Origin of the sequence: Providencia xihuensis (genome assembly GCF_041953405.1) — a bacterium.
Classification (GTDB): Bacteria; Pseudomonadota; Gammaproteobacteria; order Enterobacterales; family Enterobacteriaceae; genus Providencia; species Providencia vermicola.
The window spans coordinates 4,188,254-4,214,402 of the sequence record NZ_CP169565.1; the positions used below are offsets into that span (position 1 = coordinate 4,188,254).

23 protein-coding genes are annotated in these 26,149 nt (G+C 41.0%); 10 read left to right on the plus strand and 13 right to left on the minus strand.

Annotated features, from left to right (window positions below; translation table 11 throughout):
* Positions 1 to 12 precede the first annotated feature (12 nt).
* Together recQ and pldA are read right to left on the minus strand one after the other, a co-directional pair.
* The gene (gene recQ, locus ACE2AL_RS19040) at positions 13 to 1,839 is read right to left on the minus strand and encodes an ATP-dependent DNA helicase RecQ (RefSeq protein ID WP_272539547.1); all 1,827 of its coding nucleotides are present in this window, start codon (positions 1,837 to 1,839) and stop codon (positions 13 to 15) included.
* 112 nt (positions 1,840 to 1,951) lie between these two features.
* Positions 1,952 to 2,845, minus strand: coding sequence for a phospholipase A (pldA, locus tag ACE2AL_RS19045; RefSeq protein WP_206083132.1), 894 nt, complete (start codon positions 2,843 to 2,845; stop codon positions 1,952 to 1,954).
* Between the two features lie 156 nt (positions 2,846 to 3,001).
* On the opposite strand from pldA, the gene ACE2AL_RS19050 reads away from it, so the two are divergent.
* The 4 genes from ACE2AL_RS19050 (at position 3,002) to ACE2AL_RS19065 (ending at position 8,760) form a co-directional block, all read left to right on the plus strand.
* Entirely contained in the window at positions 3,002 to 3,472 is a 471-nt protein-coding gene (locus ACE2AL_RS19050) for a thioesterase family protein (RefSeq protein WP_206083130.1), read from the plus strand.
* A 169-nt stretch (positions 3,473 to 3,641) separates the two neighbouring features.
* Positions 3,642 to 4,535: an EamA family transporter RarD gene (gene rarD, locus ACE2AL_RS19055; RefSeq protein WP_206083128.1), complete on the plus strand. Its 894-nt coding sequence runs from the start codon at positions 3,642 to 3,644 to the stop codon at positions 4,533 to 4,535.
* A 1,051-nt stretch (positions 4,536 to 5,586) separates the two neighbouring features.
* Positions 5,587 to 6,939 carry an APC family permease gene (locus ACE2AL_RS19060; RefSeq protein WP_225820626.1) on the plus strand — a complete coding sequence of 451 codons (1,353 nt, stop codon included), beginning with the start codon at positions 5,587 to 5,589 and terminating at the stop codon, positions 6,937 to 6,939.
* A gap of 102 nt (positions 6,940 to 7,041) precedes the next feature.
* Complete coding sequence (locus tag ACE2AL_RS19065) at positions 7,042 to 8,760, plus strand: amidohydrolase (protein WP_272573903.1); 1,719 nt, start codon at positions 7,042 to 7,044, stop codon at positions 8,758 to 8,760.
* 161 nt (positions 8,761 to 8,921) lie between these two features.
* Here the strand turns inward: ACE2AL_RS19065 and ACE2AL_RS19070 are convergent, their stop codons facing one another.
* Positions 8,922 to 9,065: a Hok/Gef family protein gene (locus ACE2AL_RS19070; protein WP_272539549.1), complete on the minus strand. Its 144-nt coding sequence runs from the start codon at positions 9,063 to 9,065 to the stop codon at positions 8,922 to 8,924.
* 513 nt (positions 9,066 to 9,578) lie between these two features.
* On the opposite strand from ACE2AL_RS19070, the gene ACE2AL_RS19075 reads away from it, so the two are divergent.
* Positions 9,579 to 10,712, plus strand: coding sequence for an RNA ligase RtcB family protein (locus ACE2AL_RS19075; RefSeq protein WP_272539550.1), 1,134 nt, complete (start codon positions 9,579 to 9,581; stop codon positions 10,710 to 10,712).
* A 2-nt stretch (positions 10,713 to 10,714) separates the two neighbouring features.
* Positions 10,715 to 11,323 (plus strand): peptide chain release factor H, encoded by a 609-nt coding sequence (gene prfH, locus ACE2AL_RS19080; RefSeq protein ID WP_375083767.1) that lies wholly within the window; start codon positions 10,715 to 10,717, stop codon positions 11,321 to 11,323.
* A gap of 52 nt (positions 11,324 to 11,375) precedes the next feature.
* On the opposite strand, the gene ACE2AL_RS19085 is transcribed toward prfH, so the two are convergent.
* From ACE2AL_RS19085 to ACE2AL_RS19125, 9 genes are all read right to left on the minus strand, one after another.
* Positions 11,376 to 11,804, minus strand: a complete 429-nt coding sequence (locus ACE2AL_RS19085) for a hypothetical protein (RefSeq protein WP_272539552.1) — start codon at positions 11,802 to 11,804, stop codon at positions 11,376 to 11,378.
* 179 nt (positions 11,805 to 11,983) lie between these two features.
* On the minus strand, positions 11,984 to 12,568 hold the full coding sequence (locus ACE2AL_RS19090; protein ID WP_375083768.1) for a 2OG-Fe(II) oxygenase: 585 nt from the start codon (positions 12,566 to 12,568) through the stop codon (positions 11,984 to 11,986).
* 242 nt (positions 12,569 to 12,810) lie between these two features.
* Positions 12,811 to 13,587 carry a hypothetical protein gene (locus tag ACE2AL_RS19095; RefSeq protein WP_375083769.1) on the minus strand — a complete coding sequence of 259 codons (777 nt, stop codon included), beginning with the start codon at positions 13,585 to 13,587 and terminating at the stop codon, positions 12,811 to 12,813.
* 242 nt (positions 13,588 to 13,829) lie between these two features.
* Positions 13,830 to 15,992 (minus strand): DNA helicase II, encoded by a 2,163-nt coding sequence (uvrD, locus tag ACE2AL_RS19100; RefSeq protein ID WP_272573898.1) that lies wholly within the window; start codon positions 15,990 to 15,992, stop codon positions 13,830 to 13,832.
* Positions 15,993 to 16,051: 59 nt separating this feature from the next.
* Positions 16,052 to 16,768, minus strand: coding sequence for a 5-amino-6-(5-phospho-D-ribitylamino)uracil phosphatase YigB (gene yigB / locus ACE2AL_RS19105; RefSeq protein ID WP_206083109.1), 717 nt, complete (start codon positions 16,766 to 16,768; stop codon positions 16,052 to 16,054).
* Positions 16,768 to 17,697, minus strand: a complete 930-nt coding sequence (gene xerC, locus ACE2AL_RS19110) for a tyrosine recombinase XerC (protein ID WP_206083777.1) — start codon at positions 17,695 to 17,697, stop codon at positions 16,768 to 16,770. The genes yigB and xerC overlap by 1 nt, the downstream gene beginning before the upstream one ends.
* Positions 17,679 to 18,383: a DUF484 family protein gene (locus ACE2AL_RS19115; protein WP_206083107.1), complete on the minus strand. Its 705-nt coding sequence runs from the start codon at positions 18,381 to 18,383 to the stop codon at positions 17,679 to 17,681. The genes xerC and ACE2AL_RS19115 overlap by 19 nt, the downstream gene beginning before the upstream one ends.
* A 24-nt stretch (positions 18,384 to 18,407) precedes the next feature.
* Entirely contained in the window at positions 18,408 to 19,232 is an 825-nt protein-coding gene (dapF, locus tag ACE2AL_RS19120; protein ID WP_206083105.1) for a diaminopimelate epimerase, read from the minus strand.
* Positions 19,233 to 19,253: 21 nt separating this feature from the next.
* Positions 19,254 to 19,439, minus strand: a complete 186-nt coding sequence (locus ACE2AL_RS19125) for a lipoprotein (RefSeq protein ID WP_206083103.1) — start codon at positions 19,437 to 19,439, stop codon at positions 19,254 to 19,256.
* 225 nt (positions 19,440 to 19,664) lie between these two features.
* On the opposite strand from ACE2AL_RS19125, the gene cyaY reads away from it, so the two are divergent.
* On the plus strand, positions 19,665 to 19,982 hold the full coding sequence (gene cyaY / locus ACE2AL_RS19130) for an iron donor protein CyaY (RefSeq protein WP_206083101.1): 318 nt from the start codon (positions 19,665 to 19,667) through the stop codon (positions 19,980 to 19,982).
* Between the two features lie 39 nt (positions 19,983 to 20,021).
* Here cyaY and ACE2AL_RS19135 read toward each other — a convergent pair whose 3' ends face one another.
* Entirely contained in the window at positions 20,022 to 22,598 is a 2,577-nt protein-coding gene (locus ACE2AL_RS19135) for a class I adenylate cyclase (RefSeq protein WP_206083099.1), read from the minus strand.
* A gap of 594 nt (positions 22,599 to 23,192) precedes the next feature.
* On the opposite strand from ACE2AL_RS19135, the gene hemC reads away from it, so the two are divergent.
* From hemC to hemX, 3 genes are read left to right on the plus strand one after another with little or no spacing between them, the layout of a single operon-like run.
* Positions 23,193 to 24,137, plus strand: a complete 945-nt coding sequence (hemC, locus tag ACE2AL_RS19140; protein WP_206083097.1) for a hydroxymethylbilane synthase — start codon at positions 23,193 to 23,195, stop codon at positions 24,135 to 24,137.
* The gene (locus ACE2AL_RS19145; RefSeq protein WP_272681876.1) at positions 24,134 to 24,889 is read left to right on the plus strand and encodes a uroporphyrinogen-III synthase; all 756 of its coding nucleotides are present in this window, start codon (positions 24,134 to 24,136) and stop codon (positions 24,887 to 24,889) included. The genes hemC and ACE2AL_RS19145 overlap by 4 nt, the downstream gene beginning before the upstream one ends.
* A 3-nt stretch (positions 24,890 to 24,892) precedes the next feature.
* Positions 24,893 to 26,149, plus strand: coding sequence for a uroporphyrinogen-III C-methyltransferase (gene hemX / locus ACE2AL_RS19150; protein ID WP_272539557.1), 1,257 nt, complete (start codon positions 24,893 to 24,895; stop codon positions 26,147 to 26,149).

Sequence of the window (26,149 nt, forward strand, 5' to 3'; positions counted from 1 at the left end):
TTCCTTATTTATTCATTCATAACCTTCAAGGTGGTCTCGGATGAGAGTCATAAACGACTCGCCAAAACGCTCCAGTTTGCGTTCACCAACACCATTAATTAGCAACAATTCTGCGGAAGTTGTCGGAACATGTTCTGCCATTTCGATTAATGTAGCATCGTTAAATACTACAAATGGCGGGATATTGTCCTCATCTGCTATCGACTTACGTAATTTTCGCAGTTTGGCAAACAGCTTCTTATCATAGTTGCCATGGTAAACTTTGTTTTGCTGATTACGGCTTTTTGTGACTAAAACCCGTGGTACGGCAAGCTGTAACGCAGATTCCCCGCGTAAAATGGGCCTTGCCGCTTCCGTTAACTGCAGCGCGGAAAAATGAGTAATGTTTTGAGTGATCATCCCTAAGTGGATCAATTGACGGATCACACTTATCCAATGTTCATTGCTTTGCTCTTTGCCGATACCATAAACAGGTAATTTATCATGGCCTAAATCACGAATGCGTTGGTTATTTGCCCCGCGCAATACTTCAACAATATAGCCGATACCAAAGCGCTGACCAACACGATAAATGCAAGAAAGTGCTTTTTGAGCATCAATTAACCCATCGTATTGCTTTGGTGGGTCTAAACAAATATCACAGTTACCACAAGGCTGCTGACGGTTTTCGCCAAAGTAGTTAAGTAGAACTAAGCGACGACAAGTTTGCGCTTCAGCGAAGGCAGCAATGGCATTAAGTTTGTGCCGTTCAATATCCTGTTGCATGCCTGCGGGTTTTTCTTCAAGACAACGACGCAGCCACGCCATATCCGCAGGGTCATAAAATAAGACAGCTTCAGCTTCAACACCATCGCGCCCTGCTCGCCCAGTCTCTTGGTAGTAAGCCTCGATATTACGTGGGATATCAAAGTGGGCCACAAAACGGACATTTGATTTGTTTATCCCCATACCAAATGCAACTGTCGCAACGACAATCTGTAAATTATCTTTTAAAAATGCATCCTGTACCCACTCACGCTGTTGGCTATCTAACCCTGCATGGTAAGCTGCAACACTTAATCCACGTTTTTGCAAACGTTCCGCGGTTTCTTCCACTTTGCTACGGCTATTACAATAAACAATACCTGCTTTGCCTTTTTGGCCTTTAATGAAAAACCAAAGCTGATCTAAAGGCTTATATTTTTCGACCAAAGTGTAACGGATATTCGGCCTATCAAAACTACTGATATGAACGAGTGGATCATGGAGTTCCAATAAGCGGATAATATCGGTTCGTGTGGTTTCATCGGCCGTTGCGGTTAGTGCCATAACAGGCACATTGGGTAACGCTTGGCGCAACTGCCCTAATGCACGATATTCAGGCCGAAAATCATGTCCCCATTGAGAAATGCAGTGAGCTTCATCCACCGCTAATAACGTGATGTCCCAGCTTGAAAGCTGATTGAGAAAATAATCAGTTAATAGCCGCTCAGGGGCAACATACAACAATTTGATCTCACCACTGCTGCATAACTCCATGATTTGACGCTGTTCTAACGGAGTTTGAGATGAGTTTAAACAGGCCGCATTCACACCATGCAAACGTAGTTGGTCAACCTGATCTTTCATCAAGGAAATAAGCGGTGAAACCACCAACGTCACGCCTTGCTTTACAAGCGCAGGGACTTGATAACACAAGGACTTTCCACCACCCGTTGGCATTAATACTAAACAATCACGGTTATCTAAAATAGCACCGATGACCGCATCTTGGCCTGGACGAAATGACTGATAACCAAACGTGCTATTAAGCACGTTTTCAGCCAGTGAAAGTTGGTTAATGACACAAGCAGTGGACACAAACTTCCTCTATTTCTAAAACAAGTCGCTGCCCATGTGAGCAGCGAAATTGTTGGTTTATGACACGGCAATTTAGCCTTGTCAGATAATATGGGGCGATGGGGAATCTAAACTACATCATATCGTTTAGCATAACACCAATACCAAAACGTGTTTGGCGATAATTGTAGTCTATCATTGACTCACCATAACCGCTAAATAACTGGGTATAAAATCGCACATGTTTACTGATTGGATAACTCCAACCTAATTCTGCACCACCATACCCTGTATTCCAATTATAACGACCAGTAGTAGTAAAGACACTGTCCCCCAACGCATAGCCGACTTTTACACGGTAATATCCCATGTATTTTGTGATGTCTGAGTTATCATCACTGCCTTCACTTTCATGAATGCGATACCACGGTTTGAGATCAACCTGCCAATTTCCATTTTGCGCCATGGCTCGTGCATAAATACGGTTCCAACTGCGGGATGTAGGGTCAGAGCGACCATTGGATTCATGGTTAAAACCCGTTTCAAATTCACGTAGGGTCCAGCCTGCAAATTGATAATCAGTTAACCAACCGACAAATACTTGGGGCTCGTAATTAGTTTCCCTAAAAGGGGAGGATTCTTGTTTATTACTCAGCTGCCACCAAGAACGCTGAGTATACGAAACCGCTAAAATAGAGTCATCCCCAGCAATACCCGCCCAAAGTGGAAATGCTAAGCTTAATTGAAATTTAACTTCATCCTTTAACGCATCATCACCCCAGTTATAACTGGAGATTGCGTTTTTATTCATCGAAGAGGTATAGGTATAAATAATGTAATTAGATTCATAAGGATACAAAACAAATGGATTATCATAATTTTGCAATAAACCAGAAATAATGCTACCGCGAATTGGCGTGTTATCCTTTATATTCTGATCAGCTTGAACATCCGTATTTTCAGTAGCAAACAGTGAAGCAGACCAAAAACAGAGCACTGCACTTATCAACATCGGTAAAGCGCGCATTAGTCATTCCTATTTTCAGTGTCATAAAAATAAAGTTTGTCCTATTTTACACACAAAACTGCTTTGCTGTTGAAAGATTATTCATATGTTTGTTAGAGACATAGTTAATACATAATGTTAACGTTCTATTTACATATTATTTAAGGGATGAAACCGATGAATGACCGTACTTATTCTTTAGAAGAAGCCAGTGAGCTAATGAGCCACGCATTTATCTATAAAATGCCTTTTAATCAGCTAATCGGTATTAAACTGGCACACATTAACGATGATTTTGTTCAACTCACCATTGAGAATCGCCAAGAGTTGATCGGCAATTTTACGCAAAATATTCTACATGGTGGCGTGATTGCTTCTATTTTGGATGTTGCTGGCGGGATGGTGTGCATTAACCGCATTTTACAGCGCATTAATCCGCTCACTCATTCTGAAATTGTCGATAAAATGTCTCGCATGGGCACCATTGATTTACGTGTCGATTATTTGCGTCCAGGTCGCGGAGAGGTATTTACAGCGAGTGCAAGCTTATTGCGGGATGGTAATAAGATTGCTGTCACGCGTTGTGAATTACATAATGAAAATAATCAACATATTGCAACGGCAACGGCAACTTATCTCGTAGGATAAACCAATCTTGTAAATAATTAGTTACCTAGTAAACTAATAGCTTGTAAAAAAACATGAGCAATGTCACATTAGATGCATCAAAAATCGAGCCGCATGATCTGCATAATCTACGGCTCGTTATCTCTGTATAAGTTTCTTTTTTGTCTTTAATTCAATTTCAGAGCCAACAATGAGCCAGCAAAATACTACCAAAGGCGTATTATGTGCCTTAGGCGCCTATTTTATTTGGGGTGTCGCCCCTATTTATTTTAAAAGCATCCAAGAAGTGCCCGCAGAAGAAATCCTGACTCATCGTATTATTTGGTCATTTTTCTTTATGCTTTTGTTATTAACTGTAACACGGCACTGGAGTTATCTACGCCAAGTTATCAAGCAACCAAAGAAAATATTAATTTTAGGTGTTACCGCAACCACGATTGCCTGTAACTGGCTGATCTATATTTGGGCTGTCAATAATGGTCATATGCTACAAGCCAGCCTTGGCTATTTTATTAACCCGCTCGTTAACGTCTTATTTGGGATGCTATTTCTACAAGAACGTTTCCGCCGCATGCAATGGATAGCCGTAGGTCTCGCTTTAACTGGCGTTTTAATCCAATTGTGGCAATTCGGTTCTGTTCCCGTGATTGGCTTAAGTCTTGCTGTAACCTTCGCAACTTATGGGTTATTACGTAAAAAATTAGGGGTTGATGCACAAATTGGAATGACCTTTGAAACACTTTGGTTACTCCCTGTCGGCATTATCTTCCTGTTATTCTTTGCAGACAGTCCGACTAGCAATATGGCAATGAATGATTGGCATCTCAATGCATTATTAATTGCTGCTGGGGTTATTACTACGGTGCCATTACTGTTATTTACTGAAGCGGCTAATCATTTAAGACTATCAACATTAGGCTTCTTCCAATACATGGGGCCAAGTATTATGTTCTTATTGGCAGTGTTTATGTATGGCGAAGTCATGACATCTGAGTTGCTAATCACCTTTGGTTTTATCTGGGTTGCATTAATTTTATTTACATTAGATGCATTATATACTCAACAAAAACTGAGAAAAAAATAACGCTTATTGTATTTTTGTATCTCAATTAGCTGTTCATTAGCCCTAAACTCAAACACCAGCGTCCGTTTTATATTTAAATCGGTGTTGGTGTTTCATTATATGGAACCAAAACAATTAATTTAATTAATGAAAGAGATTTCATGAATTTAATTTTCAATGTCCTATGTCTTTTATTTTAAATAACCGTAAATAAAATAGATTAATTATCATTAAATATCCTTACCTCTCTTCCATTACCAACAATATGACATAAAAATCAAATAGTTAGACCCGACTAATTAAGCTTGATTTTCTTCTTAAAATGATTATTATTTAACTTATCTTAAATTCACTTCAATTAATATCTCATCTAATAAACAACTTATTGAAATAAAAGTAGTTGTTTATTTTTTTCAATTAATGATTGCTTAATAGGAACTTGGTAATTATATTGTACGCCGTTTGTATTCACCCCAGCGGATGGTGATGGTCCGATTCATCACTGACGTTTCATTAAAGTGCGCACGATGACATTCAATTTAAGATGTCCTGGTGCGAGGTTTTCTGAAATTGAATACAGCCGGCTCTAAAATTTAATTTAATACAATCATGTAGCGGTAAGGCTCTAAATAATTCGGAAACACAACTAGGCGGCAAGCAAGAGAGTCGCTAGGAACATACAAAAGTATGTGACTAGGGCGAACGCGCAAAACCACAATCTTGTGATTCGAAGTATGACGAGTGTGACTCTAAATAATTCGGAAACACAACTAGGCGGCAAGCAAGAGAGTCGCTAGGAGCATACAAAAGTATGTGACTAGGGCGAACGCGCAAAACCACAATCTTGTGATTCCAAGTATGACGAGTATGACTCTAAATAATTCGGAAACACAACTAGGCGGCAAGCAAGAGAGTCGCTAGGAGCATACAAAAGTATGTGACTAGGGCGAACGCGCGAAGCCAACAACGTTGTGATTCGAAGTATGACGAGTACGGCTGCATTTTAGGTTCACTCCGCCTGTGCATTCAGACAGAGTTGACGTTGTTAAGGGCTTTTGGGAAGGGCTTCAAAATGCAACAGAATACCGTTCAAATGAAACGCGTACTGACCACTCCTGCGTTAGTTTTTTTCGGGCTGGCCTATATGGTGCCACTCGGGATTTTCACCACCTATGGGCAAGTCACTGTATTAAGTGAAGGGCATCTCCCTGTCGCTTATTTAATTACATTAGCTGCCGTCTTCTTCACTGCTATGAGCTATTGTCGCATGACTAGCGCACTCCCACTTTCGGGGTCGGCCTATTCTTATGTGCAAAAAACCTTTGGCGGCACACTCGGCTTTTTAGTGGGTTGGGCACAATTGCTCGACTATCTATTTCTACCGATCATCAACTACATTGCCATTGGGATCTTCGTTCATGAAGCTTTCCCTGATATTCCAATGTATGTGATTATTTGCAGTACCATCACTATTGTTAGCATTATGAATATTTTGGGAATTAAGTTAGTTTCCTCAATGAATATGCTAATCATTTTGATGCAAATTGTGTTTATTGGCGTGTTTTTATACTTAAGCTTTAAAACATCATTTGTATTGGATACTGATGCCTTATTAGCGCCCATTACAGTCATGGCAGATCAAGTACCAGGACTCTTTGCGGGAGCCGCCGTCTTATGTCTAGCATTCTTAGGCTTTGATGCGATTTCAACCATGGCGGAAGAAACCAAAGATGCACGTAACGCATTACCAAAAGCGATTTTATACACTGTATTTATCGCTGGTACCTTATTTGTGGTTATTTCCTATGGTGCGCATTTAGTGTACCCAATGTGGCAAGATTTCATTCCGAATACAGATATTGCTAGCCTTGCGGTGATGAAACAAGTTGGCGGTGCGATGATGGCATCCAGCTTTATTACCGCTTATGTGATTGGTGTTTTTGCTTCTGCGATGACATCACAAGCCAGTATCGTGCGGATTTTCTATGCAATGGGCCGTGAGGGTGTACTACCTCGTTCACTGTTTGCTTATTTGCACCCAAGGCTTAATACACCAATTTATTCAATTATCTTTGTTGCGGTTGCGTCCTTGCTTTCGCTAGTATTGTCTTTAAGCATGGTCGCCTCGATGATCAGCTTTGGTGCCCTTATTGCATTCACCTTCGTGAACTTATCGGTCATTAAGCATTTTTATATTGATCGCAAAGCGTCATTAGATAATACAAAAATGATTACCTGCCTTATCATGCCTTCCATTGGTGTTGTTCTCACCTTATGGTTATGGACAAGCCTTGATAGCGAAGCCTTTAAGGTCGGTTTATGGTGGTTAGCAGCAGGTGCCGTTTATTTGGCATTGCTCACCCATGGCTTTACTCGTCGTCCACCTGCAATTTCTGACGATGAAACTGAGATGATTATTAACTAATCATTCAAAGCCTAATAAATGATTACGGGGAAAGCATTAGCCTTCCCCGTTGTTTTTTTAGCTCTGGCTCTTCTCAAGCGCCACTGATACAGACGGTTTACAATGAATAATCAATTTGCTGACGTTATTTATTTTAACGGTTATATCTATACCGCAGATACTCAAGACCGCATCGTTGATGCGATTGCTGTTCGTGATGGTTATGTCTTAGCCACAGGCTCGTCTGATGAGCTTCATCAATACGTTGGGCCAGAAACGGAAAGTATCGATTTAGAAGGCAAAATGATGATGCCTGGCATCATTGATGGCCATATGCACCCTTTTTGGGGGGGAATTCAATTATTCGGCTGCCATTTAAACTATGAATCACTGACCATTAATCAAATTCTCGAACGTGTACAAGATCACTTAGATAAAGACCCACGTACGGGTGAAAATGATTGGTTAAAAGTCACTGCTTGGTTACGCCAAGGCATGATCCCCGCAGGTATTGATATGTACCGCGAAGACATGGACAAACTGAATACCAAACGCCCTGTCGTGCTCTTTTCGAACGATTGCCACACATTGCTTGCCAATAGCCGTGCTCTCGAGCTCTTCGGTATTACCAAAGACACCCCTGAGCCACCAGATGGTAAAATTGGTAAATATGAAAATGGTGAACTTAACGGTATTTTAGAAGATGCCCCTGCGATGCGTGCTGCTGATAGTATCCCTTCTATTCGTGATGACCAAGCGATTGAAGTTGCAGAGCTCGTGCAAAAAGTGCTTAATCAGCAAGGTGTTACCATGGTGATGGACGCCCGAGTTTCTGAGCAACAACTCGAGGCATTTGCACAATTACAACAACGCGGTGACCTCACAATTCGTTTCCAAGCGGCTCGTGAAATCACGCCAGATGAAACGCCTAATGTGGCCTCTGTTGCTGCTGCAGTTGATAAAGCGGTTGCTTTCGCTAAAAAATGGCACCAAGCTGATTGGACTCCAACACCAGGTATCGGTTTAAATAATATTAAGATGTTTGTCGATGGTGTGATGCAATTTCCAACCATGACGGCGTCATTATTACAGCCTTATCGCATTAACCAAGGTACCGATGATGCACCAAATTGGGTTGAAACCGACAACTATGGCGACCTCTATTTCACCGCTGAAATCCTCGATGAGCTAATGGAAAAAATTGCAGCGGCAGGCTATGACCCACACTTGCATACCGTTGGCGAAGGTGCCGTTTCGATTGTTTTAGATGCCATCGAAAAAATGCGTGCAGCTCACCCTGAAAAAGATATTCGCCCAGGCCTAGCACACAACGAACTTGTTCATGCGGATGATTACGCACGCTTTGCTCGCTTAAAAACCATTGCTTGCTTGTCTTTCCAGTGGGCAGCACCAACACCTGAGTTGGCTGCATTTGAAAAGAATATGCTGGGTGAAGAACGTTTTGAGCAATTAGAGCCAATCGCTAAATTTGTTGATGCTGGTGCAGTTGTCGCATTTGGTAGCGACTGGCCTATCGATGACTTTGATGAGTGGTATGACTTAAAAGTGGCAGCAACACGCCGAGGCCGTGATATTAATGGCCAACAAGCACCACGACTAGATAATGACCGTAACCTGACTGTGACTGAAGTTCTTCGCAGCGCAACGATTGACTCGGCTTATGCACAGCACCGAGAAGACGTCCTTGGTTCATTAGAAGCAGGTAAATTCGCAGATATGATTGTATTGGATCGTAATGTATTTGAAATCCCTGCGGATGATATTGAAAATGTAAAAGTACTGCGTACGATTATCGGCGGAAAAACGGTTCATATTGCTTAGTAGTTGTCTTTATTTAATTATTTAAAATAAAGCGATGACAAAATAAACACCCCATGGATTAAATAAAACCTTGGGGTGTTTTTAATTGAGTGCTTAATTCCAAAACCTAACACAATTAAAAAGAGAAATTACGAGGGAATTAACGCCTTCGTAATACAACATTATTCTTCGTAAGAAAATATTGTCTGAACAACCGTATTTCCATGACTAATCACGACATAACATACTCTGTCGCGTATTAATAACGAAATACCTAACACGGTAATACACGCCGATATAAACGCAATCACTGCGAACTTGCTCATTTCCCTTGACCTCTTAATTGTTAAGAGGCACAATTCTAACTGTCTAGGTTTGGATTGGGCCTCGTTGGTGAATAATAACAACGGAGCTTTTTCATTTCTGATCCAAAATAAGTTACTTGAACCAGAAAGGCTCAATCACCCAACAGTAAAGTAGCAAAATTTTATATTTTTAGCACATTTAATCTCAGAAAAGCATTTATTCAAAACACTTGATTTAGATATTAAAAAAATAATTAAATATCGATTTAAATAAAAATCTATTTTTAACTTGTTATTTAAGTTATTAACTTTAGGAAAAAGGCTAAATTTTTCATTAAAAAAAATAACGCTTGCAAAAAAAAATATATCTCGATAATATCCGCAGCGTTTTCTATTCAATAACAAACTGCAAGGAGGTTTATCATGACAACAACTAATCACACTCTTTGCGGGCATACTCAGTACTAGATTTTTTCTATTCAGTTTTGCCTGCTAATTCACCTTATTTTTTAATTAGAAATGAGTTAATGACTTATGGGCAATACCTTTCATTCTGTGAGCGAACACGTGAGTTATATCGCCACAGAAGCAACATGGATTGAAAGTAAAGCAATCCAACAATTACAAATTACTGCTAACTTACCTGATATGGTATCCGTTGTTGGCATGCCAGATCTCCATCCTGGCCGTGGATACCCAGTTGGTGCAGCATTTTTTTCCGCCAAACGATTCTACCCTGCCCTTGTCGGCAATGACATTGGCTGCGGAATGAGTTTGTTTCAAACAGATATCAAAAAATCTAAAGTTAACCTCGATAAACTGGAAAAACAGCTTTCTGAAATGCCAGACCACGCCCCGTTAGCATGGCTTGATGAGCATGTCCCTAATGACATGCAATCACATGATTTTATGGCATCACTAAGTTCTATTGGTGGCGGTAATCATTTTGCTGAATTTCAATCAATCGATGAAATATTACAGCCTAAATTATTTGCCGAAAGCGGTTTAAATAAACAACAGTTACTGTTACTCGTTCACAGTGGCTCCCGTGGTTTAGGGCAAACTATCTTACGTCAACATGTGGAACGTCACAGCCACAACGGACTTTATGAAGACTCTGATGATGCAAAAGAATACCTACATGCGCATCAGTGTGCACTCAATTTTGCACAGGTAAACCGACGTTTAATTGGCTTACGCCTGTTGCAACAAGTTAAAGCAACAGGGGAGCTGAGCTTAGATATCAACCATAATTTAGTTGAGCCCTATAATATCAACGGGATTGATGGCTGGCTTCATCGTAAAGGCGCAACGCCTTCTGATCGTGGTTTTGTTGTAATCCCAGGCTCACGAGGGGATTACAGTTATTTAGTCGCCCCTCAGCCGAATGAAGCTTGTCTTAATTCTCTTGCTCATGGCGCGGGTCGCAAGTGGATGCGAACTGAATGTAAAGGACGATTATCACACCGTTATACACCGCTTCAGCTCTCTCGAACTGCATTAGGTAGTCGTGTTATTTGTGCAAATAAACAGTTGATTTACGAAGAAGCCCCACAATCTTATAAGTCTATTGATACCGTGATTGAAAGTATGGTGAATATGGGTGTTATTCAGGTCGTGGCTCGGCTAAAGCCCGTTATCACGTATAAAACCAGTGGAGAATGTTAATTATGTTATTACAATTTTCCTCTGCGCAAGGCCCTGAAGAATGCTGCATTGCGGTTGAAAAAGCCCTAGCCTGTTTTTTACAAGAAGCAACAAATCTTCGGGTAACCATTGATATTCTAGAGTCAGTCCCCTCCAGACATGGGTTAAAATCCGCTTTGCTTTCTCTTGAAGGAGAGCATGCAGAGCAGTTACTCCAAACTTGGTGTGGAACAGTGCAATGGCAATGCCAGAGCCCTTTACGCCCTCGCCACAAACGAAAAAATTGGTTTATGAGTGTGACCACTTTTTCACCAATTCAACCGATTGAAGACAATGAAATCGAATTTGAATTCACTAAAGCTCAAGGCGCAGGAGGGCAGCATGTGAATAAAACCTCATCTGCTGTTAGAGCAAGGCATGCTGCAACGGGGATCACCGTAAAAGTTCAATCTGAACGTAGCCAACATGCGAACAAAAAATTGGCTAAACAGTTGATACAATGGAAGCTTAATGAGCATCAATCACAACAATTAAATGCATTGGATAAGCAGCGCCATCTTTCTCATTACCAAATTGAGAGAGGAAATGCGACCATTATCTTTGAAGGTAAAGAATTTAAGCGATTGATATAAAATAAAAATTAGTCACCCTTGATTTATAGGGTGGCTAATTGGACAAACTTAACTATGCTCTACACAACATCGAGTATGTCTCTACAGATTGCCTTGCAATAGAACTCTCTGTTCCACCCAATGTGACCCCGTCTTGTAATGGAAAACTGGCTATTTGCTCTCTTAGCATTACATCACTGCTTGATTGCTGAACAAAGCCATTATTCATTAACTCATTTTTAAAGTCATAAGATGTGTGATAAATTAATTCAAAAGCTGATTCAATTTCTTCTATTTTTTTATTCACCGCATCGAGTGTCACTTGATAATCTTTGTTTTCTGCTTCAAGATAGTTAATTAAATTTTCATCTTTATTATCTGATTTAATTTCATCTTTTATTTGTTTTTTATTAAAACCGATTAAGTCTTCAAGTTCTTTTCGATATTCTTTTTCTTCATTTAAAATATTTAGATACTTATCTCTATTAAAAAATAAATTCATAACTTAATCCATCCTTATAATTTCTATTTAAATTAATGATAAATTAGTCGTTATTTATAGCCGTATGTAAATGGCAAAATTAAAATAACCAAATTATTCAGGAATTCAACATCTATTTCATTATCGAATGAACAGTTAACTGCCTGCCTCCTTTCAGAGGCGGCATAGAGGGGTATATGCTAGAGAATTTTTTCAGTTAAAAACCAACCGGCTATACTTTCACGTTTTTGTTCTGTAGGTAGTACTTCATGAGGGAATTCTTCTGACATAAAAAAGATCATTCTTCCCGCTAAAGGCTCTAACTTAAACAAATGATTATCTTCTTTATCAAAAACAACTAATTCACCACCATCCCCTAATTTCCATAACTCATTCATATATAAAACTGTTGTTACCTTACGACGACCAGCACCTTTAGGGTTATCAACGTGTTTTTTATAAAAACCACCATTGGGATAACGGCAAAAATGAGTTTCAAAGTCCCGCAATCCTAAATACAGTTGGCAATTTAGTGCTTGCCGTATTTCCTCCATTTTTTCCATATAAAAAGCAATGGGGGTTCCCATCTCTGGTTCTAACCAAACGGTTTGATCACCGCGAACCGCTTTGTTGCTTTGTAATGAATCTCGATGCCCAATACGCGCATCTTGCAATGTATTTGGTATACATTGTTTTATTTTTTGGGTATCTGACAGGGTCAGAAAATCATCCCACACATACCAACCTTGTGAGGAAAGTGAATCAATAAGTTTATGAATTGACATGATGAATGTTAGGAAGGTTATTCGGTAAAACTTTATACGGCAAAAAGAGAAAAAAATAAAATTAAAAACTTGAATCTTATGGATTAAACTATTGCATCAAAGTATTCTACCAAAAAAATCTTTATTTTTCAGAAGGTAAGTATATTAACTAACTGCTATCATCAAAATATTGAATCAAGATACTCACCTGAGTGAGGACCTTGTTTTTAATGTATTATCTCAATAAATTTATAAAATGGCCGTTAGTGTGTTACTCCACACGAGGCTGTTCTTCCCATGCAGCGATGGGATGCAACGGGTACTGGTGTCCTGTGTTGAGCACCGACTAATGTGTCTACCACGGAGCTAGCTTCTTGAGCTGGATTGAAGCTAGTGATTTGCTCACTGACCAATTGAGCAGCTTTATTGATTCCCTCTGTAGGTATCACCTTTGCAATCACATCTCTTTTTTCTTGTCGATAATCACTAATTAGCTCTTGCTGTAACCGCTTGATTTCAGCTACTGCCTTATTAATATGTATTGACTCACTGTTTAGTTGAACAATCTTTCTTACCGTCTGCTGTCCTAATGGCACTATAAATTTGTGTGATACCTTAAACTCTAGTAGATTATTAGTCACAGTATCATTAACAACACGATGGTCACCTTTATTTACCCACTTATTGAATTCACTATTATTATCGCCCAAGTCGTTATCATTTGAATAATGGTTAGAAAAAGAATTTTGATCATCTGAGATCATTTCTTTTGTTTTTGAAACTAATTGCGCCAGTTGTTTAACTGTTTTTTTATGTGAAATAACCTTACCATTTATTACAAAAGATTTATTCATTAGGTCATTTATAATTTTATTTGATAATTCAGAGGTACTAGACTGATTTTTTCTGATAATTTGATTAAAATCATTACCTATCGATTTCTCCAAATTATTCATTCTATTTATTCTATTTTCTACTGACTGCATCAATTCACTGATTCTTTCATACTTAGCATTATTATTCTTAAAATTAATTTCCATATTAATTACCTTAATAAATATTTTGACAATCAAATTTGACAACCAAACTTGATATTAAAATATTATCTCATATAGAAATAACATACTAATATAGTATTAATATAGTAAAGAAAAATGTAAGTTTAATATAAATATTATAAAACTTTTTTATTATCTCAATTAACGCATTTATAATGTGTATTTATTAAAAAATACCAATACTACCAAATATATATGACAGTATTGATACCAATAAAATAGCCCTATAAGTTCTCTAACCTTGCATAAGAAGCCACCAGCCACTTAATCCCTTGACCTTGAAACGCAATTTGTAAGCGACAATGCTCACCACTTCCCTCAAGGTTAATAATCGTGCCTTCACCAAATTTTGGATGCATCACACGCTGCCCTAAAGCATAACCTGAATCATTTTGGCTGATAGGTGTACCAAGGCGTTGATGACTCACAGGACGTGAAACTGTAGCCCGAAGACGAACCTCTTCCACACATTCCGTTGGTAGCTCACCAATAAAACGCGATGGGCGATGATAGACCTCTTTGCCATATAAACGGCGGCTTTCTGCATACGTGATGGTGAGCTTTTCCATGGCTCGGGTGATACCGACGTAAGCTAATCGGCGCTCTTCTTCTAAACGACCGCTTTCATCCATCGACATTTGACTTGGGAACATCCCTTCTTCCATTCCCACAATAAAGACAACGGGGAATTCCAAACCTTTGGCAGAGTGCAGAGTCATTAATTGAACGGCATCTTGGCTTACATCTGCTTGCCCTTCACCTGACTCAAGTGCAGCATGAGATAAAAAAGCCTGTAATGGCATGAGATCTTGGTCTTCTTCTTGATAACTGAAATCACGAGTCGCATTGACGAGCTCTTCCAAGTTTTCAATTCGAGCCTGTGCTTTTTCACCTTTTTCTTGTTCATACATTGCACGTAGGCCTGAGTCATTAATCACTCTATCCGCTTGGACATGTAATGGCATATCTTGGGTTTCTTTCGCTAGCGCATCAATAAGCTCTAAAAAGCGTTCGATAGAAGCCGCTGCGCGACCACCAAGGACTTGCTCACGAAGTAAGTACTCGCAACTTTCCCATAATGTTAATTGCTGGTCACGTGCAGTTTGGCGAACTGTATCTAATGTACGTTCACCAATCCCACGCGTAGGCGTATTCACGACTCGCTCGAACGAAGCATCATCATTACGATTAGCAATCAACCTTAAATAGGACAGCGCATCTTTAATTTCTTGGCGCTCGAAAAAGCGCTGCCCACCATAAATACGATACGGCATCGCACTTTGAATTAAGGCTTCTTCAAGTACACGAGATTGGGCATTACTACGGTATAACATGGCGCAATCTTGTAAAGCACCGCCATTTTCTTGCCATTGTTTAATGCGCCCAACGACATAACGAGCTTCATCTAATTCATTAAATGCACAATAAAGAGAAATCGGTTCGCCGTCTCCGCCTTCAGTCCATAAATTTTTCCCTAAACGGTCGCTATTATTGGCAATTAACGTATTTGCTGCTTTTAGAATATTGTTAGTTGAACGGTAGTTTTGTTCAAGACGGATAGTCTCTGCACCTGGAAAATCATTGAGGAAACGCTGAATATTTTCAACTTGCGCACCACGCCAGCCATAAATTGATTGGTCATCATCCCCAACGATCATGACTTTGCCCGTTTCACCCGCCAGCACACGGATCCATGCATATTGAATGCTATTTGTATCTTGGAATTCGTCCACTAAAATATTGGTGAAACGTTCACGATAATGTTGCAGCACATGGGGTTTATTCAGCCATAACTCGTGGGCGCGCAACAGCAACTCTGCAAAATCCACCAGACCTGCGCGGTCACACGCTTCTTGATAAGCCTGGTAGACTTTTAACCATGTTGCCTCAACAGGGTTACCATAACTTTCAATATGTTGCGGACGAAGGCCTTCATCTTTTTTGCCATTGATGTACCACATTCCTTGGCGAGGAGGCCATTGCTTTTCGTCAAGGTTCATCGCTTTAAGCAAGCGACGAATTAACCGGTATTGGTCATCGCTATCTAAAATTTGAAAATCTTGCGGTAAATTCGCATCCATATAATGTTGGCGTAACAAACGGTGTGCTAAACCGTGGAATGTACCAATCCACATGCCGCCTTCACTACTTCCAATCAATTGATTGATCCGATGACGCATTTCAGCCGCGGCTTTGTTGGTAAATGTCACCGCCATAATTGAAAAAGGTGAAGCATTTTCAACGGACATCAACCATGCAATTCGGTGTACCAATACGCGCGTTTTCCCACTCCCTGCTCCCGCAAGAACAAGTAAATTGGTACGCGGGGCTGCAACCGCTTCGCGCTGTTTGTCGTTTAGACCTTCAAGCAGATAAGAGACGTCCATAGTTACCATCAAAGCAAAACAGTGGCAAACACCACTGTGTTTTTATACATGAAAAATGATTATACCAATGATAAGAGAGATTCCAACTGGGAAATTTCAACGTGTGGTAATAAACGCACGTCTTTTTCTTCCATCAGTGTTTTTTGACTTGGGTTTATCCAGCAAGCTTGCATACCACTATTAATCGCCCCCTCAACATCAGTGAGTAAATTATCCCCCACATGTAAAATAAATTGTGGTTCGATATCTAAGCGCTGTGCCGCTAACCGGTACATATCACAAAAAGGCTTGGAACGTCCATCGGGACCAGCTTTTAAAACAAACTGAAAATACTCACCCAGACCACACGCTTCAGGCTGTGCATTGCCGTTAGTGATAGCAACAAGTGGGACTTTCTCAGCGAGCTGAATTAATGTTCTGTGTGTTGATTCAGGGATATCTATTTGATTACGCCAATAGGTAAAATGCGCCATAATATCATCCGCACCTTTTTCGGCGTTTTCCCGCGAATAACCATAATGGCAAAACATCATTTTCGATGAAAGCCAGCGCCAACGTGAAATGTCGTGGAAAATTTCAGGTTCTTGTTCTTCCACTAAACGACGAAAAGCATATAAATCATCGTTACTAAAATGATTGAATTGTGGGTCGTATTCACGCACAAAACGTAAAACTTCTTCTTCCGTTTTATCAATAACAGGGTGGTTATCGTAAAGCGTGTCATCCAAATCAAACGTAATCGCTTTAATTGGCGATAGCGGACGGTAAAAATGCATTAAGGTTTCTCCCTCTTTGCTCTCGGATGAGCCACATCATAAACGTTTGCTAAGTGCTGGAAGTCTAGGTGCGTATAAATTTGTGTTGTCGATAAGTTCGCATGCCCTAAAAGTTCCTGCACTCCACGTAAATTACCACTTGATTCAAGGATATGTGTCGCAAAAGAGTGGCGTAATTTGTGCGGGTTAATATGGCTATTAACCCCTTGTTTGATACCCCATTGTTCAAACCGCTTTTGAACATTTCGATTAGAAATTCGCTTGCCACTTTGAGTAGAAATAAATACGGCGTCGTCTTCTGGTTCATACAATTCGCGCATTTCTAACCAGCGCTGTAACCAACTTACGGCAGTTTTCCCCAGTGGAATTTTGCGTTCTTTACTGCCTTTACCCATCACCCAGACTTCACCCGTTGTTAAATCAAGATGACGGAGATTTAACCCGACCAGTTCCGACAAACGCAGCCCTGCACCATACATCACTTCGAGCATGGTTCTGTCTCGAACAACCAGTGGATCACCACTGTCCATATTGAGAAGCTGGGAAACCTCATCCACATCCATGTTCTTCGGTAGGCGTTTTTTGGCCTTCGGCGCTTGAATCGCCTTTGCTGGGTTTGCTGGCAGTTCACCTTGATGAACCATCCAATCACAAAAACTTCTTAAGGCAGAAAGCCGTAGCGCCATACTCGCTGCTTGAAGGCCAGCTTTTCGACTTTTTGCTGCAATGTTGCGAACTAACGTAGTATCGAGTTTCTGCCACTCATCAATTTTCAACGAAACCAGCATTTCAACAATGACACTAAGCTGACGCCGATAGTTTGTTATCGTTACAGGACTTAATCTACGCTCAACACGCAGGTAACGTAGAAAGGCTTCAATTTGGATCATCAGCCCTTCTGGCTGAACCCCTACAGGCGCTCTATCCATTGGCATAATAACCTCGGAAGAATTTGCGCGACTTTTTCTAACATGACGGTGCCCATACCATGCTGATAATGTTCACGATTACGACTAGTAAAAATGACCATTCCCGATTCACCATGCTGGCCAAATAGTGAAATTGCAACAGAGCCGACATTCAACGCATCAGGTAATAACAACTGAATTTCAGGGCCATTTAAGCGACCAAGGTAATTGCGTCGTTCGCCAAACCGTTGAATCCTCACAGGTTCAAAAACGCGACGGGAAATGACTAATTGATGCGCATCGAGGGGTGCTGACAAGCGCCAGCTATCACTAAATAAGCGAACCGAAGCACCTGATAAACCGAGTTTTTTTGCCCAACGATTCAGCGCTTGTAGCATTTCTTGTAAACTTTTTGATGATGACATTTCAATCACCAGCAGTAATAACTCATCAAAAAGCTCCACATTTTCATGTGCTTGTTCAACCATAAAACGGATGTCTTGCTCGAGCTGTTTAATTTTGATCCGTTGACGGCTCATCACTAACTCAGGCAAGGAAACCGCTCCGTTCACTACGTGAGGAACATTTATTTGCTCAACAAGCGTTGGATGGCGCAGAAAAAAATAAGGATTGTCCTTTAAATACTGCATCACACCATGTTCATCCATTTGATGAATTTGTTCCGATGCTTTTTCAGTTTTATCCATACTATCCTCTTAGCCCTTTCAAGATTAGACGTGGATCACTCCATCATAAACATGTGCCGCAGGGCCCGTCATATACAAAGGCGTTCCAGGTCCATCCCAAGAAATAGCAAGGGAACCCCCTGGTAAATCAACTCTGACTCGCTTAGCCAATAAACCTTGAGAAATCCCAACAGCAACGGCGGCACACGCACCACTACCACACGCTTGAGTTTCCCCTGCACCACGTTCATAAACACGCAAACGGATATGCTCTGCGCTAACTATTTCCATAAAACCAATATTAGCACGCTCAGGAAAACGCTCATGACTTTCAAGTGCAGGTCCTAAAATTTCGACTTCTGCAGTATGGATGCTTTCCACTTGAATAACGCAATGTGGGTTACCCATTGAAACTACACCGCATAATACTGTACGTTCTTGAGCGCGGATAATATAGGTTTTTTCTTCTTTAACAGCGCGAAATGGAACTCTTTGCGGCTCGAAATCAGGCTCACCCATATTAACGCTAACATCATCATTTTCATTAATGGTTAATGTCATACGTCCAGATTGGGTGCTAACTTTAATTTTTTGCTTATTAGTTAAGCCCTTAAGACGAACAAAACGTGCAAAACAACGCGCCCCATTACCGCATTGTGAGACTTCACTACCATCGGCATTAAAAATACGATAATGGAAGTCGAGATCAGGATCATAAGGCGCTTCGACCAACAAAAGCTGATCAAAGCCAACCCCTGTATGCCTGTCGGCTAAGCGACAAATCATTTCTGGGGAGAAGTACACATTTTGGGTTACTCCATCAACCACCATAAAGTCATTGCCTAAGCCATGCATTTTAGAGAATTGCATTTCACGCTCCATAGCGATAACTTACTGGTGACTAGTTGCTTGGGCAGGCTCTTTTGCCGAGCTGCTTGGGGCACTAGGTTGCACATCAGACGCTTGCGTAGGTGCAGCATTTTCTTCTGGTGGGAAATAAAGTGGGCCTTTTAAGCCACAGCCAGAAAGGGTAAATAAAACAACAAGTGCGCTCAGCCCAATTAAACTTTTTTTCATTCTTTTTCGCCTGTAATACTCACTTTTGACATCTGATATTTTTACACAATAGCAGGAGTGAACCCGCAAATCACGTCCGTTTATCAAGCATGTTGACATTATATACTTTAGGCTAAATTTAATCTGAAAATTTTAAGGGCTTCCCTCACCGCTCGTTCCCCCCTATAATTTCAATTAACAATAATAACTTCAATTAAATAATTGTGAGCAAACAGGAACTTAACCGTGAATGATAGTGAATTTCACCAGCTAGCGGAAACGCTGCTTAGCACAATTGAAGAGCATTTAGACAATTATGACGGCGATGCCGATATTGATTGTGAGATTAATGGCGGCGTGATGACCTTGAGCTTCGAAGATGGCAGCAAGATCATTATTAATAAGCAAGAAGCCTTTCACCAGATGTGGTTAGCGACCAAACAAGGTGGGTATCACTATGATTACCAAGATGGAAATTGGGTTTGTGACCGCTCTGGTCATGAGTTTAAAGCAAAATTAGCAGAGGCTATCGCGTTTCAAAGCCAAGAGCCATTTTCTTTCTAAGAAACGGTAACCTGTTAGTTATTGAGAACCAACCCACCTTTAATAATAGTGCGCTTGTTGCTGCCCTAATAGCGTTGAGCGCATATCATGCCCAGTTTCATCACTGTCGTCTTCTGTACCAAACGGCCATGTCGCGCCAGAGAACGCAACCACTTGGTTTTTACCTTCTTGATTAATAATTTGGTAAAATTGAGGTAGGTTAAAATTAATGAAATTTGCACCATAGGTGAAACGGTCATGGGAAGAGGAGTAAAACTTACTCACATCACGCACTAAGTCTTCTTTTGACCCCTCGCAATGGGAATAGATTTCAACACGGTTTGCTTCATCTAAAACATAAATATTAAAGCCCGTATTGTCTGGTGTGTTTTCAAAGAAAAACTGCACAATACCTTCACTTGCATAGCCATCAACGACTGCAGGTAAATGATTATCACTTTTTGCTTGCAGTTTTACTGGCCAACCATGCAATTTATTATGCGAAATTGCACCATAGAATTCGACCGCATTTTCAAGTTTTTGTACAGAAACGTTTAGGCGCTCAAAAAACAGCCCCCATGTTTGACCCGCAATACGCAACGCTTTGAAGCGCCCTGGATCATTGCGATTACTGGATAAACGCAACTCAATACACTCAGAAACTAACTGTTGTACACGAGTACGAATCAGACCACGCAAGTGCTCACTATAACAAAAAACTTCAACAGCTTCAGGCGGTGCCGCATCTTGGTGCATCTTACCTAAGATGGTTTTTAACGCTTCTAACATGCACTGCTCACCACTGAAATGCAGAGTTCTCACCTCATTCCATGAATTGCGGTACAACAAGTCAATACTGCCGATAAGGCATTGTTGTGTCTCACCAAAGCTGAAAATATCAAGCTTTCTGAAATCCACGTGTACCACTTGTTCAGAATAAACCTGCGTTGGATCTTTTTCTAAGTTAACGATAATGGCAAGGTGGCGAATTTCACATGGGCTATACAACGCTTTTGGTGTGGGTGCAGGCAAACGGATCGGGAAGTGGCTGGAAACGTCATGCATTAACTCAAGCAGTTTTCGCTCATCACACTGGGATTTCCCATTGTGCATATACACTTGCGTGTTTTCAGTGAGTAACCCGTTGAAATACGCCCACGCCACCAACTTATTCAAGTAGCGGTTATATTCAAGAGGCTGATGACCAATAATCGCGTCAATATTTGGAGCTTGGTTATACAAATACCAACCACTGCGATTCGCGCGCCCTGCAGGTACGTAAATAAAAGTTAAGTGAGATTCACTTAAATCAGGTGAAATTTGTGGATTCACCAATGTTACTTTACCTGGTAAGGCTTCAAAAGCCGCATATAACTTACGTGTTAATACCCCAATATCCTGTGGGCTCGCACTAACACTTAAATTATTTCGACGAGCAAAACGAATAAGGTTTCGATAGCTTTGCATCATCGTATCGAGTAACTCATTGTGCGCTTCACGAACCCGTTCAATTTTCCATTGATTACGCGAATCAAGTAATGCTAAACGTTCCGCACTCCATCCCCATGACTCAACGAGTTGAGATAACACATCACGGCGCCAACCAGAGCAGGCGTTGCCATCGTCTTCAGAGAGTTTTTCACAGACTTTGAGGTAAAAACAGCGGCGGATCAAATCAAGGCGGGTAGAATCATTGATTTCAGTGAGATAACGCGTAACACGGTCTAACATCAAACAGTATGAGTCTAAACCGTAGCTAACAATTTCACCTGCATGTAAATGGCGTTTAAATTCCATTGCCAGCAATTTACCATGCGGATAGTCCCAAGAATAAGACTCGAGCAAAATACTTTTCAGGACGGCCTTATAAGGGGAATCGACACTTTTATATAGCTGCCACAAGCTAGCGCCAAAGTATTCAGCAGCGGATAGCTCACCTAACCCCCCTAAATCTAACCACTCGTTGGGCGTCAACACACCTTGTGCATATAACCCAATAACGTATTCATCGTAATGTTGCTCTTCTTCGACAGGCACCATCGTCCATAGCAAACGTTTTCCTGCCATGCGCACTGCTGTGCGATAAAATTCATCTAATAACAGGATATGCTGCGTTGAGCCACAGTTTTCCCCACCAATATGCCCACTCGCATGATGACGAAAACGGTTTTCATCGATTAAAAAGATAGTGACATCAATACCTAAAGAAGCTGCCCACTGCTCAATTAATGTACATTTTTTTTGCAAAAAACGTTTTTCTTCGTGATCGAGCCATGAAGGATGACAGACCCACACATCAATATCAGAACAGTGGCTCTGCCCAACAGAAGATGTGCTGCCCATCGAATAAATTCCAGTGATAGGTAATTCACCATTTGCACTTGAATCAATAGGTAAGAAGCGTTCAAATTGCCCTAACCATTTCATCTGTTCTGTATCTGGGGAGAAAAAACACACACCATGGGGCACACTACCTTCGATAAAACCAGGCATCATTGGATGATGATAATGAAACAAGACTGGCAGCAAACTATAAACCTGAGAAAAAGTCTCGCTCATAGACGCCGTCGCGCGCTCTAACCGTAATTGGTTTATCGCATCAAGTCTTTGCTTTAAGGTTTCAATATAGAGATACAAAGGTTACGCCTGACTGTAATGAATGTAATACAAATCTGGAAATTTCCCAGCACCCAACAGATAGAGATAGATTTAAAAAAGTTTTCAAATGAATTGTCGGAAACGTGATCAATTTAACACCTTGGAGCAAAAGGGTAAAGTAGATCACATAATTTTATACGCTTATTTTTGATACAAAATGCTTTTCAACATATTGTATAAAAAGACTTTTTATTTTTTAACTCGATAGAATATCCCTTGTTTTTCAATGGAATAATATCACTCACGTGAATTGTTTAATAAAGCAACAATTCAAAACGATATTAAGTACAATACGCACAGAGCCTGTGCTTGCACGCTTCAACACAAATTTATACTGCCTTCCCTCCTGCCAACTCAATAAATAGCACGATAAGCTAAAAAAATAATCGAATAGCTATCTCAAGTCATCATCTTTTGAATCACTTTCCTGCATCATGATTACAAATATAAATCTGTTACAAATAATCTGAATGGCGATTTTGTGCCCAACTGGAAAAAAAATCCTTAACATGTTAAAACTAATGCCAATTGTATGGTTAATACACGGCAATTTTCGCCAGAGAAAACAGCAAAATGACATCAACAAATATCGTGCGTATTGCAACGCGTAAAAGCCCTCTCGCCTTATGGCAAGCGCACTTTGTCAAAGACAAATTAGAGCAGTTTCACCCTGGCTTACAGGTTGAACTTGTCCCAATGGTCACAAAGGGTGACATCATTCTTGATACCCCACTGGCAAAAGTCGGTGGGAAAGGGTTATTTGTTAAAGAACTAGAGCTTGCACTATTAGAAGGACGTGCTGATATTGCCGTTCATTCAATGAAAGACGTACCCGTTGAATTCCCTGAAGGGCTTGGTTTAGTCACTATTTGTGAACGCGAAGACCCTCGCGATGCTTTTGTGTCTAACCAATATGACAATATTGACGCTTTGCCGAAAGGCAGTATCGTTGGCACATCAAGCTTACGCCGCCAATGCCAGCTCAGAGAGCTTCGCCCTGATTTAGTCATTCGTGATTTACGCGGTAATGTGGGCACACGATTATCAAAACTTGATAACGGCGAATACGATGCCATTATCCTCGCCGTTGCTGGTTTGAAACGCTTAGGGCTTGAAGAGCGTATTCGTACTGCGCTCGAACCTGAACAATGTTTACCCGCTGTTGGGCAAGGTGCTGTTGGCATTGAATGTCGCTTGGATGATGTGGTAACCCGTGAGTTACTTGCGGTACTCAACGATGATGATACTTCTATTTGTGTACTTGCCGAACGTGCGATGAATATGCGATTAGAAGGCGGATGCCAAGTGCCTATCGGTAGCTATGCGATTTGGCAGGATGATAAAATTTGGTTGCGTGCCCTTGTCGGTGCGCCAGATGGTAGCGTAATTATTCGCGGTGAACGCCTTATCGCGCCACAAGAGGCTAGCCAAGCAGGTATTTCACTGGCTGAAGAGCTGTTAGCACAAGGCGCGAGAGAAATTTTGGCTGAGGTCTATAAAGGAAATCCACCTGCATGAGAGTCCTTGTCACACGCCCTGAGCCCGCTGGTTCAGAGCTGATAACGGCAATTACCTCTATGGGTGGGCAAGCTTATGCTGCTCCTTTAATTTGTATTGGGCCAGGTGCTGAGCTCAATACCTTAACGACCCAGCTAGATGCCTTAGAAACGAACGATCTGGTCTTTCTTTTGTCCAAAAATGCAGTCGAGTACGCAAATTTAACACTTGAACAAATAGGACGTAGCTGGTCTGATAAGTTATCTTACTATGGAATAGGTCGTTCTACTGGGCAGTATTTTCAGCACACGACTGGGCAAATAGCACGTTGGGCTGAACATGGGGAAACCAGCGAAGTACTTCTAACGCTTCCTGAACTCCAATTTTTAGAGGGTAAACGCGCCCTTTTATTGAGGGGAAATGGTGGGCGAGAGCTTCTCGCATCCACATTACGCTCACGTGGTGCCCACGTTGATTATTGCGAATGTTACACAAGGTTGCCAGTGCATTACGACAAAACACAGTTCAATCAGAAATGGGTGCAAACCGATATTACTGATGTCGTGATCACCAGCGGGCAAATGTTAGCCTTACTTGAAGAATTAATCACCGATGAATATCGGGTATGGTGGTTTTCCCGCCGCCTGCTTGTTGTCAGTGAACGGATTGCAGATCTCGCCCGCCAAAGTGGATGGCAGAAGGTCTGTGTAGCGAATAGCGCAGATAATAATGCTTTAATTAAAGCATTAATCTCAACCGATATGGGATGCTAATTTATGACGGAACACGATAAAACAACCGAGACGGTGACGCCAAAAACAGATGAAAAATCAACAGTTCATCGCGGAACTAAGCCCTCTTCGGAACAAAAACGTTCTGGTCTCGTAGGCGGGATTATTGCGATTGCGGTTATCATCGCCATTGGTGGTGGTCTCTATTATTTCACTCAGCAAAGCAATGCAAAATTAGTCAATGAAAACAATGAACTAAAACAGCAGCTAAGTGATTTAATTGACCAGCAAAACTCAGATAGGCAACGTGTAGATGCTTTAATTGCCGCAAATAAAGATATCAAAAATCATGCACTTGAATACGAAGACAGACTAAATCGCCGTATGCAGGAGCTGCAAGCCCATGTTACGGCGCTTTCAAGTACCGATGTCAAAAGCTGGTTAATCGCCCAAGCGGATTTCATGGTAAAAATGGCTGGTCGTAAATTGTGGAATGATCATGATCCTGTTACTGCGGCTGTTTTACTAAAAAGTGCAGACTCCAGCTTAGCGGAAATGAACGACCCAAGCCTGCTTGATATTCGTAAATCCATCAATAATGACATGGCAAAACTGGCTGCAATTAACCAAATTGACTATGACGGCATTATCTTAAAATTAAACCAGCTCAGTAATGAAGTTGATAACTTACGTCTCGCGGATTTAAACAGCGGTGATGCAACAGACGACAATAACAGTGACGTGAGTGATGATATTTCCGATTGGAAACAAAACTTGTCACGTAGTTGGAAAAGCTTCACCAGTGACTTTATTACGGTCCGAGCACGTGATGGTTCAGAAGCACCATTATTAGCGCCAAACCAAGATATTTATTTACGTGAAAATATTCGTTCTCAGCTTTTAATTGCCGCTCAAGCTGTTCCTCGTTACCAAGAAGAAACATATAAACAGTCATTAGAACAAGCCTCTACCTGGGTAAGGGCTTATTTTGATACTGAGGCGCCAGCTACGAAAGCTTTTTTATCCACCATTGATGAGCTCATCAATCAACCTATTGATGTTGACATGCCAGAGGCACTCGAAAGCCAAGAAAAGCTGGAAAAACTGATGCAAACACGCGTTCGCAGTTTGCTTTCACAGTCTGAAACAAGCCCATCTACTGATGGCGCAGTTGATGCAGCAGCTGAAGCGGTAAAAGACACGACAAAAGCCGCGGAAGATGCAGTGCCTGCTACGGATGCACAAACTTCGGATACAGAGCACCCTTTTGAATCCGCAGAGCCTGCGGGCAATAGGGGGTAA